This is a genomic window from Corynebacterium sp. (genome assembly GCF_052107835.1).
Taxonomy (GTDB): Bacteria; Actinomycetota; Actinomycetes; order Mycobacteriales; family Mycobacteriaceae; genus Corynebacterium.
On sequence record NZ_JBQEDF010000042.1, the window covers coordinates 21,291 to 29,817 of the forward strand.

Here is an 8,527-nt window from a genome sequence, read left to right on the forward strand (position 1 = left end):
CGCCCCTGCGTGCTTCTCCATGACCCTGCGTACCCAACCAACACACTGCCGGGCCTGACTGGCCTCCTCGTGTGATGGGAAGGAACCCGGATGTGCCCCAGGTCTCATGCTGGTCCGACATAGTTCTCCTGATTGTCCCGGAACGTCGGGGCCCACCCGTAGCGTCGAAATCAGCGCTTACCGAGGTACGGGCTGTACGGAGAAAGCGTGCCCCGACAAGCGTTTATTTCGGCCGGGGTCACGCAACCAGGCTCTTACAGGCCCGACAGCACCCCGTACGCCGCAGCCAGACGCTCGAACCACCAGTCCTTCCGCTCCGAGGAGGACGCCAGAGCGTCCAACCGCTCGGGCACAGGCGTCAACTGCGACACCTCAAGCCGTCCGTCCACGATCTCCCGGGGCTCACAGACGTCCTCGGCGAACAATGACCCGGTGGCCAGCCCGGCAGCCTGCGGGGCGACAACCATGTCCTCGTCATCGGTGTAGCCGGGCAGCGTCGCCGCCGAGTACAGCCCCGCGAACATACCCACCGCGGACTCCAGAGCGGAGGAGACGGTGACCGCCACACCGTAGCGTCCGACCTCCTCGGCAATGGCGCGCACCTGCGACGGACCACCCAGCGGCGCGGCCTTCAGCACCGCCACATCACACGCATTGGCCTGCACCACGGCCAGTGGATCGGACGCTTTCCGGATCAGCTCATCGGCGGCAATCCGGACCATCATCCCCCGCGACCCCAACCGCTTTCGCAGCTCGGCCAACTCAGCGACAGTGGCGCACGGCTGTTCCATGTAGTCCAGAGGGCCGCCACCCTCCCGTGGATCAGTCAGAGCGACCGCCGCAGCGAAGGCCTCGTCCACCGTCCAGCCCGCGTTCGCGTCCACACGCACCGCGACACCGGGACGCGCCTCGCGGACGGCACGGACGCGGGCCACGTCATCGGCCAGGGTCTGCCCGCGCTCGGCGACCTTGACCTTCGCGGTGGTGCACCCTGGGTAGCGGGCCAGCAGCCGCGGGACGGCCTCCTGGTCGGCAGCGACGTCCACCGCGGGAATGGTGGCGTTGACCTCGACGGAATCAAGGGAGGGCTCAGGTAGGCGTCCCCACCCAAGCTCCACCGCCGAAGCCAGCCAGCGGGACGCTTCCTCCGCGCCGTACTCCAGGAACGGTGACCATTCCACCCACCCGTTCGGCGCCTCGACCAGCATGAACTCGCGCGAGGTCACCCCGCGGAACGGAACGCGCAGAGGGCAGGTGACCACGCGGGCACGGTCGCGGATGTCGTCGAGTGAGGGAATCACGGATTGGTCCATGCCCACACCCTACGATGGCCCCATGAGCGAAAACCCCTTTGACCCCAACCAGTGGCACGACGTCCCCGGCTTCGACTTCGACGACATCACCTACCACCGGCATGCCGGTGAGGGCCGGAAGAACGGCATCGTGCGTATCGCCTTCGACCGCCCGGAGGTCCGCAACGCCTTCCGTCCGCACACTGTCGACGAGCTCTACCGGGCACTCGACCATGCCCGGCGTTCCCCCGACGTCGGCACGATCCTGCTCACCGGCAACGGACCGAGCCCGAAGGACGGCGGCTGGGCGTTCTGTTCCGGCGGCGACCAGCGGATCCGCGGACGCTCCGGATACCAGTACGCATCCTCCCATGACGGCGACGTCGAGCACGCGGACGCCAGCAGCGTGGACGAGGCGCGCGTCAAGGCGGAGGGTGGACGCCTGCATATCCTCGAGGTGCAGCGGCTGATCAGGACGATGCCGAAGGTCGTCATCGCGGTGGTCAACGGCTGGGCTGCCGGCGGCGGGCACAGCCTGCACGTGGTCTGTGACCTGACGATCGCCTCCCGCGAGCATGCGAAGTTCAAGCAGACCGACGCGGACGTGGGCTCCTTCGACGCCGGCTACGGGTCCGCCTACCTGGCCAAGCAGGTCGGCCAGAAGTTCGCCCGGGAGATCTTCTTCCTGGGGCGCCCCTACACCGCGGAGCGGATGCAGCAGATGGGCGCGGTCAACGAGGTCGCCGACCACGCCGAGCTCGAGGAGACCGCCATTGACTGGGCCCGTGCGATCAACGGGAAGTCACCGACCGCCCAGCGGATGCTGAAGTTCGCCTTCAACCTCCCCGATGACGGCCTGATGGGCCAGCAGGTCTTCGCCGGTGAAGCGACCCGACTTGCGTACATGACCGATGAGGCCGCGGAGGGCAAGGACGCGTTCCTGGAGAAGCGTGAGCCACGGTGGGACGAGTTCCCGTACTACTACTGAGCCGGCATGCCCCGGACAGGTGGCGGAGCCTGCCGGGGACGCCGCCCGACTGACCGACCGCTGTGCAATTCGTCACACCCTGCGAACGGCCGCGCGGAGGCCCACAGGGCACCGGGAAACCGGTGCCTGAAGGTGAACAACAGTCACCACCCTGATCAACATGAACACAGGGTTACATCCACAAGACTCTTCGTTGAATTAATTCCGGAGAACCCGGAACACTGACCTGCAGTAATGCCGTGGGGTATTCCCATTGTTTTTCGCGCCCGCATCTGAAGCAACTTATGCACCGCCTTCCACCTGCGAAGACAATGGAAAACAAGCGTTTCGATGCGTGAATTTTCCCACCATTCACCCGGGTTCGGCAGCCCTGCCCAGAATCACCCCCATTTGGTGTGGGCCTGTGGAATTTCGCGCTTGAGCGAGAGATTCTCCTAGGGTGACCACAGAAGTTCTCATCCTCATCCTCGTGATCGGGACAGCCCTCGCGTTCGACTTCACCAACGGCTTCCACGACACGGCCAACGCCATGGCGACCTCGATCGCCACCGGAGCCCTCAAGCCCAAGGTGGCCGTCGCGCTCGCCGGTGGACTCAATCTCGTGGGCGCCTTCCTCTCCGTTGAGGTGGCGAAGACCGTGGCCAGCGGAATCGTGAACCTCGAGGCCTTCGACCTGACCAATGTCGTCGACGCCGACAAACTCCTGCTCGTGGTGTTCGCCGGGCTCATAGGCGGCATCCTCTGGAACCTCATCACCTGGCTCTTCGGCCTCCCGTCGAGCTCCTCCCACGCACTGTTCGGCGGACTGATCGGTGCCGCGATCGGCGCCCTGGGCTTCTCCGGCGTGGAGTGGGGTGGCGTGGTGGGCAAGATCGTCGTCCCCGCTCTCGCCGCCCCGGTCATCGCCGGTCTCGTGGCGACCGTCGGAACGTACGGCGTCTACCGCTTCACCCGCAGAACCCGCGAATCCGACCGCGACAACTACTTCCGGCTCGGCCAGATCGGTTCCGCCTCGCTGGTGGCCCTGGCCCACGGCACCTCGGACGCACAGAAGACGATGGGAGTCATCTTCCTCGCCCTGGTCGCCTCCGGCCACCTCGAGGAAGCCGCGAACATGCCGTTCTGGGTGACGGCGTCCTGTGCGATCGCCATCGCCGCGGGCACCTACTCCGGCGGCTGGCGCGTGATCCGCACCCTCGGAAAGGGCCTCGTGGAGATCTCCTCACCCCAGGGCATGGCGGCGGAGACCTCCTCCGCGGCGATCATCCTGACCTCCGCACACTTCGGCATGGCACTGTCGACGACCCACGTGTCCACCGGCTCCATCCTCGGCTCCGGGTTGGGACGTCCCGGCGCGGACGTCCGTTGGAGCGTCGCAGGACGCATGGCCGTGGCGTGGGTGACCACCATCCCCATCGCCGCACTGGTGTCCTTCATCATCTGGCAGATCTCCCACGGCACAGCGACGCTGACGAACACCGCGGGAGGGGCGATCGTCGCCTTCGTGGTCCTCCTGCTCGCCGTCGGGGCGATCGTCGTCCGCGCCCGTCGCCAGCCGGTCCACGCCGACAACGTCAACGCCGACTGGGACGAGCACGGCCTCACGCCCCCGGACGAGGAGGTCGACGCCGAGGCCGAGGGGCCGAACGCCACGACCTCCGCCGCGATGGCACTGTCCGGCGCCAGCGCAGGCGTACACGACCCCGCCCACTTCGTGGACACCTCCACCGGTCACGACAGCCAGAGGAAGGACTAGGGAACCATGGAACTTCTCAGCGACCTCTTCCAGGTCACCATCGTCGGGATCGTCCTGGGCGCGGGACTGCCGATCCTGTTCGGCATCGGCATCAAGCTCTCCTCGCCGGCACAGGGTGTCGAGGGGCACGCCAGCCAGCACATTCCCCAGTGGCAGCGTGCACTCGCCGGCCTGATCTTCCTGGCCGTCGTCATCGCGGTGGTCATCGGACTGCTGTGGATCACCCAGGGGCGGATATACGACACCTTCGGGTGGGACCTCTTCGGAACCGGGGGTTCATCGGGCGATTAATCACCGATGAACGCACCTGAGGACAAGGCTCCAGCGCACCGGAAATCCCCCGGTGCGCTGCCTTTTTACCCTCAATACTTGACTTGCCCCACAATTGGATCTACCCTCTACATTGCGAACGTAGTCAACGATGTCTGAGTAGGAAGAGGTGAAACCGTTGACCAACCCACTGTCCAAACTTCTCGACTGGTACCGGTCGCCCACCCTGGGCGACTCCGCCGACACCGCAGCCTCGGTTCTGGGCGTCCTCCCCACTCGGCAGGAAGACCTCGCGGACCGGGCACACACCGACGTTGTCGCCCACCTCATCGCGTCCGGCCGCACTCCCGCCACCGCGCAGGACGTGGACGGTGCCTTCCACGCGATCCACGGGCGTACATCGACTCTCCAGGAGTACGCGGAAGCCCTCGCACTGACCGACAGCTTCGGCCTTCTCGTCCGGCCCCGGTAGTACGCTCAACGGGGTGAAGCTCGAACCGCTCCCCCTCTCCCCCGACGCGGGCAGCGTCCACGACGGCCTGCCTGCCCTGGCAGCGTGCCTCGGGGGACGCCGCGCCGTCCTGCCCGTCTCCGCCGACGGAGCAGGACGGGAACTCGCCCGCATCATGGATGCCGACGGCACGGGCCCACCCGAACCCCCCGGCACGCTCGTGGCCTGCACGTCCGGCTCCACCGGAACACCGAAGGGCGCCAGGCTGCGTGCGGCGAACCTCATGGCCTCCGCCGATGCGACCACCATGTACCTGCGGGGCCGCTTCGGTACCGGTCCCGGGCCGTGGCTGCTGGCACTGCCCCCGCACCACATTGCCGGCGTACAGGTGATTCTGCGCAGCCTGCACGCCGGGTACCCGCCAGCGGTCCTGGAAAAGGCCGCGGGTTTCACCCCGGACGCCTTCGCCCGGGCCACCTCGGACTTCCGCGCCACCCGGTCCTCCCACAACCTGTACACCTCCCTCGTACCGACCCAGCTGGCCCGTCTCCTCGCAGATCCGGAGGGGACGGCTGCCCTGCATGAGTACGCCGCCATCCTCGTCGGCGGAGCGGCAACGGCGCCAGGACTGGTGGACCAGTGCCATGCGGCGGGTATCCGCATCGTCCGGACCTACGGGTCCTCCGAGACGGCCGGCGGCATGGTCTACGACGGGACCGCGATCCCCGGCAGCTCCGTCGGAATCGAGAACGCCGACGACCACGGGACCGGGCGCGTCCTCCTGTCCGGTCCGACCGTCGCCGACGGCTACCGCAGTGCGGATCCCGCCGTGGCGTCCGACGCCTTCCCGGAATCCGGGGTGTTCCGCACCAGCGATATCGGCCGCATCGACAACGGCGTCCTGACCGTCCTCGGTCGCGCCGACGGAGCGATCAACAGCGGTGGACTGAAGATCCTGCCGGAGGAGGTCGAACGCGCCCTGGCCAGGGTCGGGATGACCGCCTGCGTCGTGGGCGTCCCGGACTCCGACTGGGGGGAGATCGTTGCCGCCGCCGTGGAGGACAGTGCCGGGGCCGGACGGGACGTGACCTCCCGGGTACGGAGCCTGCTGCGCGGTGCCGGCACCGAACCACACCTGATCCCACGGCGGGCTGTGGGCGTCCGGTCGCTTCCGCTGACCGGGCCGGGGAAGCTCGACCGGCAGGCCGTCCGGCGGCAGCTGGCGACTAGACTGGGCGCATGACTTCGTCCGACGACACCAGCACCCCGGGCGGCCCCGGCCCAGCGGAAACCGCCACCGCCCGGGACTGGCTGACCGGTGCACGACCCCACACCTGGGCCAACGCCGTGGCGCCCGTTCTCGCGGGAACGGCCGCCGCCGTCCACGACGGTGAACCGTCCTGGTGGCGGGCACTGCTGGCCGCCGTGGTGGCCATGGCCCTGATCATCGGCGTGAACTACGCCAACGACTACTCCGACGGCATCCGCGGCACCGACGACGACCGCACCGGTCCGCTGCGCCTCACCGGCTCCGGCCTTGTTCCCCCGGCACGGGTGAAGGCGGCCGCGTTCCTGTGCTTCGGCGTCGCCGGCGTGGCCGGGATCGTGCTGTCACTGGCCTCGGCGTGGTGGTTCATCATCGTCGGAGCGGTGTGCATCCTGGGTGCCTGGTTCTACACCGGCGGAAAGCACCCCTACGGCTACCACGGGCTCGGCGAGGTCGCGGTGTTCGTGTTCTTCGGGCTGGTCGCCGTGATGGGCACGGAGTTCACCCAGTCCGGCCAGGTCAGTTGGGTCGGCGCGCTGCTCGCGGTCGGGGTGGGGAGCCTGTCGGCGTCGGTGAACCTGGTCAACAACCTGCGCGACATCCCGACCGACGGGGCCGCCGGGAAGACGACCCTGGCCGTGATCCTGGGGGATCAGGCGACGCGTTGGCTGTACGTGGGCCTGGTGTCCGCGTCCGTGGTGATCACCGTGATCGTCGCCGGAGCAGGGATCGCGGCACTGATCGGCCTCGTCGCCGTTCCGCTGCTGTTCGTCGCCGCGCTGCCCGTGGTGCGGGGTGCCGAAGGCAAGGAGCTGATCCCGGTGCTGGGCCTGACCGGCCGCGGGATGCTGGTCTGGTCGCTGGCCATGCTTCTGGCGATGCTGCTGCACGCGTAGACCGCGACCACCGGGGGAACGTCCGCGCGCCGCGGCGGACCCACCGCACCCTTGCACGGACCGACCGGCCGTTCTACTGTTTGACCATGCGGTCAGAAAATACCACAGCAGGTCAGTCCCCAACGTTCCTTGAGCGTGCCCGGCGTACCCAGCTCATCCAGTGCACCCTGGAGGCCCTGGCGGAAGCCGGGTTCGCCGGAACCTCGATCGCTGAGGTCGCACGGCGGGCGGAGGTCTCCAAGGGCGTGGTGCTGTACCACTTCGGCTCAAAGCGGGAACTGCTGGAATCCGCGGTGGAGGAGGTCTACACGGCGGCCGCGCCGGATCTGCTGGAGGCCATGGAGTCCGCCCGGGGACACCGGGAGAAGCTGAATTCGTACCTGCACGGCTGTGTGCTCTTTGCCTGGACCAACCAACGGCGCCTGGCTGGACTGGCCGAGATCTTCCGCAACCTGCGAGGACCCGACGGACAGTTGCGTTACAGCCACGCCGACAGCGACGAACTCATCTCCTTCGTCGAGCGGTTGGTCCTCGACGGGCAGCGGGCCGGGGAGTTCGGGGACGCCGACGCCCGCACAGTCGCCGTGGTGATCCGGTCCACCATCGACGCATTGACCGGGATGTTCGCCGCCGAGCCGGACATGGACCCCCAGGCGTTCTCGTCCAACCTGCAGGACCTTGTGGGCCGGATGCTGGCCACCGGGAAGGCCAGGGAGAGGCACGTATGACAGAACAACGGACACCACCAACCCCGGCCCTCGAGATCACCCGGATACGCAGGACTTTCGGGACGGAGACGGCGGTCGATGACGTGAGTCTGCAGGCGCCTGCCGGAGCCTGCTACGGAATCATCGGCCCCAACGGGGCAGGCAAGACGACCATGCTGTCCATGGCCGTGGGTCTCCTCCGCCCCGACGCTGGGACTGTGCGGGTGTTCGGACACGATGTATGGGACGATCCGGTGGCCGCCAAGGCGCTGTTCGGCGTCCTGCCCGACGGCTACACCCTGCCGGACCGGATGACCGCCCGCGAACTGCTCCATCTGCATGGCGCGTTGCGCGGGATGGAGCGGGACGAGGTGGAACAGCGCACCGAGAGCCTGATCGACCTGATGGAGTTGAACCGCGCGGGATCGACCCTGATTGCGGACTACTCGGCGGGCATGACCAAGAAGATCGGGATCGCCACCGCGATGCTGCACAATCCGGGCCTGCTTATTCTCGACGAGCCCTTCGAGTCCATTGACCCGGTTTCGGCCGTGGCCATCCGCCGGGTGCTGATGAACTACGTGCATTCGGGCGGTGCCGTGGTGATCTCCAGCCATTCAATGCTCCTGGTGGAGAGTATCTGTACCCACGTGGCTGTCCTGGTCGCGGGGAGCATCGCCGCCGACGGTACGTTAGCCGAGGTCAGCGCTGGCGGAAGCCTGGAGGAGGCCTTCATCCGGCTCTCCGACTCCGAGCCGGTGAACCAGGAGCTGCTGTCATGGTTCGGACACTAGTCACCTGGGCCCGCATCGAGCACCGCCACGCCCGTACACCCCTGGGCCTCGCCGTCGGCTCCCTCCTTGCCCTGATCGGCCTGGTACTGGCTCTGGGTGCAGCGAG

General features: G+C 67.7%; 9 protein-coding genes. 8 read left to right on the forward strand and 1 reads right to left on the reverse strand.

What is annotated here, in order from left to right:
* Positions 1-254 precede the first annotated feature (254 nt).
* Entirely contained in the window at positions 255-1,313 is a 1,059-nt protein-coding gene (locus tag ACTIL2_RS10815; RefSeq protein ID WP_442337476.1) for an o-succinylbenzoate synthase, read from the reverse strand.
* Between the two features lie 22 nt (positions 1,314-1,335).
* On the opposite strand from ACTIL2_RS10815, the gene ACTIL2_RS10820 reads away from it, so the two are divergent.
* The 8 genes from ACTIL2_RS10820 to ACTIL2_RS10855 all read left to right on the forward strand — a co-directional run bounded on the left by ACTIL2_RS10820 (position 1,336) and on the right by ACTIL2_RS10855 (position 8,421).
* On the forward strand, positions 1,336-2,280 hold the full coding sequence (locus ACTIL2_RS10820) for a 1,4-dihydroxy-2-naphthoyl-CoA synthase (protein WP_442337477.1): 945 nt from the start codon (positions 1,336-1,338) through the stop codon (positions 2,278-2,280).
* Positions 2,281-2,719: 439 nt separating this feature from the next.
* Complete coding sequence (locus ACTIL2_RS10825) at positions 2,720-4,036, forward strand: anion permease (protein WP_442337478.1); 1,317 nt, start codon at positions 2,720-2,722, stop codon at positions 4,034-4,036.
* A 6-nt stretch (positions 4,037-4,042) separates the two neighbouring features.
* Positions 4,043-4,327, forward strand: a complete 285-nt coding sequence (locus ACTIL2_RS10830) for a hypothetical protein (protein ID WP_442337479.1) — start codon at positions 4,043-4,045, stop codon at positions 4,325-4,327.
* A 157-nt stretch (positions 4,328-4,484) separates the two neighbouring features.
* Entirely contained in the window at positions 4,485-4,778 is a 294-nt protein-coding gene (locus tag ACTIL2_RS10835; protein WP_442337480.1) for a hypothetical protein, read from the forward strand.
* A gap of 13 nt (positions 4,779-4,791) precedes the next feature.
* Entirely contained in the window at positions 4,792-6,000 is a 1,209-nt protein-coding gene (menE, locus tag ACTIL2_RS10840; RefSeq protein WP_442337481.1) for an o-succinylbenzoate--CoA ligase, read from the forward strand.
* Entirely contained in the window at positions 5,997-6,920 is a 924-nt protein-coding gene (locus tag ACTIL2_RS10845; protein WP_442337482.1) for a 1,4-dihydroxy-2-naphthoate polyprenyltransferase, read from the forward strand. Before menE ends, ACTIL2_RS10845 begins: the two co-directional genes overlap by 4 nt.
* Before the next feature lie 86 nt (positions 6,921-7,006).
* Entirely contained in the window at positions 7,007-7,648 is a 642-nt protein-coding gene (locus tag ACTIL2_RS10850) for a TetR/AcrR family transcriptional regulator (RefSeq protein ID WP_442337483.1), read from the forward strand.
* Positions 7,645-8,421 (forward strand): ABC transporter ATP-binding protein, encoded by a 777-nt coding sequence (locus tag ACTIL2_RS10855; protein WP_442337484.1) that lies wholly within the window; start codon positions 7,645-7,647, stop codon positions 8,419-8,421. Before ACTIL2_RS10850 ends, ACTIL2_RS10855 begins: the two co-directional genes overlap by 4 nt.
* Positions 8,422-8,527 lie beyond the last annotated feature (106 nt).